A 1948-nucleotide genomic window follows, 5' to 3' on the forward strand; every position below is an offset into this window, starting at 1 on the left:
ATGCTCTGGGAGTCGATGATGCAGGCCGACGGCTCGGGATTCCGCCCCTCGCGGGTGCGGACGAGGCGGCGTAGCAGGCCGTTGAGCTGCTCGAAGACGCCCTCCTTCTGCCAGCGGGCGAAGTAGGTGTAGACGGTTTCCCAGGGCGGGTAGTCGTGTGGGAGGTAGCGCCAGGGGATGCCGGTGCGGTCGACATAGAGGATCGCGTCCAGCAGGTCGCGCAGCTCGTGCTCGGGTGGCCGGCCGAACGCGAGCGCGCGAGCGGTGCGTTCCTGGCGCCAGGCGGTGAGGGTGGGCTCGACCAGGGCCCAGCGGGCATCGGACAGGTCGCTCGGATACGGTCGACGATCCGTCATGATGACGGCATACTGCGGGATCGTCACTCTGCCCAGGGCTTGCGGTTCTCGAGAGACAAACGCGTTCCGGCCTGGCTTCTTGGGATGAGACAGGAGAAACCGCACAGTTCCGGCGGACATTTGTGCAGTGGCGGCGCTCCTGTCGCCACAGCCCCCGGAGTCACCACAAGCGAGTCGAGTGGACGCCCCCGGAACCGGCATCAACCGGCTCTCTCGTGGACGAAACGCCCAGTTAGAGGGCGTTTGAAGTGAGTGGATTGCCCTTTATGTTCTAGTAGGTTCCTCGCCAGGTTGGTGTGGTCTCGTCCGTTATGCGCTTGGTGAGGTTGTCGATCGAGGCGATGTGGATCATGGCTTCGGAGCTGGCCGGCAGGGTCTCGTAGTCGCGGGCCAACCGGCGGCGCTGCATGATCCACCCCAGACTTCGTTCGACCACCCACCGCCTTTTCACCACGTGGAAGCCGGGGACGTCGGACTTCCGGTGGACGACCTCGACGTCGATGCCCATGCGTGCGCCATGCTCGATCATGGCGTTCTTGAAGCCGGTGTCGACCCAGCTCTTGGAAATGCTGGGATAGGTCTTCTTGGCCTGGTCAAGGAGGCGTATTCCCAGGGCGTTCTCGGACAGGCTCGCGGCGGCGACGGTGACGACGAGGATGAGTCCGATGGTGTCGGTGAGGATGCCTCGCTTGCGACCGACGATTTTCTTTGCGGCGTCGGTTCCCTGGCTGGCCAGGGGCACGTTGGTGGAGGTTTTCACGCTCTGGGTGTCGATCACCGAGGCGGTCGGCTCGGGCTTGCGCCCTTCCTTCACCCGGGCCAATCCAGTGAGGTCGTAGTTGAGTTGGGCGAAGAGCCCCTCGTCGCGCCAGGCGGCGTAGTAGGCGTAGACGGTGCCGTGGTTGGGGAAGTCGTGCGGGAGGTACTTCCAGGGGATTCCGGTGCGGTTGACGTAGAGGATCGCGTTGAACACGTCGCGCAGTTCGACCTTCGCTGGCTGGCCGGTCGGCCGACGGTCAAGCCGGGCCTTTCTCCATGTCGTCAGAATCGGCTCGATCAGGGCCCATCGGGCGTCGGACAGATCGCTCGGGTACGGCTTGCGCTCGGTCATGGCCCAGCGTCAGCACCGATGGGGCGGAGGATCCCGTTCCACTGTCAGACCGGCGTTTCTATGACTTCTTCAAACCAGACGGACTTCAAGGCGCAGATATGGGCGAGACAGACAGTCGATCCTCCGATCGAAGGAGGGGCGTTGTTCATCTATCGTGCATATCGTCACCAAAGCGGCGCAGCCATAAGGAATTTATGGGATCAGAGATGCCAAAACGCCCACTAAGAGGCCCCGCAAGGGGGCTCCCGGCCTCCGGGCCCGGCATGACTTGTGGCCCCAGTCGATCATGATTGAAAAGGTGCTGTCACCGGGTACCGGAGGCATTGGCAGACCGCTGATCAGGGGCGCGAGCGCCGATCCCGTCCCAGGTGACGCAGGCTCTTCGAAACGTGGATGCCGGCGCGCTGATGCCGCAGCTGAGGCCGGGGAGGGCACGACCACTGTGGGGAGTGCACGTGATCGACACAGGTGACATCGACGT

The 1948-nt window shown here is 63.9% G+C and carries 2 protein-coding genes; both read right to left on the bottom strand.

Going from position 1 to position 1948, the window contains the following annotated elements; translation table 11 throughout:
* Positions 1 to 356: transposase (locus ABZ449_RS42055; RefSeq protein ID WP_360357440.1), on the bottom strand; the 356-nt coding region annotated here is incomplete at its 3' end.
* 271 nt (positions 357 to 627) lie between these two features.
* Complete coding sequence (locus ABZ449_RS42060; RefSeq protein ID WP_360357442.1) at positions 628 to 1467, bottom strand: IS5 family transposase; 840 nt, start codon at positions 1465 to 1467, stop codon at positions 628 to 630.
* Positions 1468 to 1948 lie beyond the last annotated feature (481 nt).

The organism is Kitasatospora sp. NPDC005856 (assembly GCF_040629945.1).
GTDB lineage: Bacteria > Actinomycetota > Actinomycetes > Streptomycetales > Streptomycetaceae > Kitasatospora.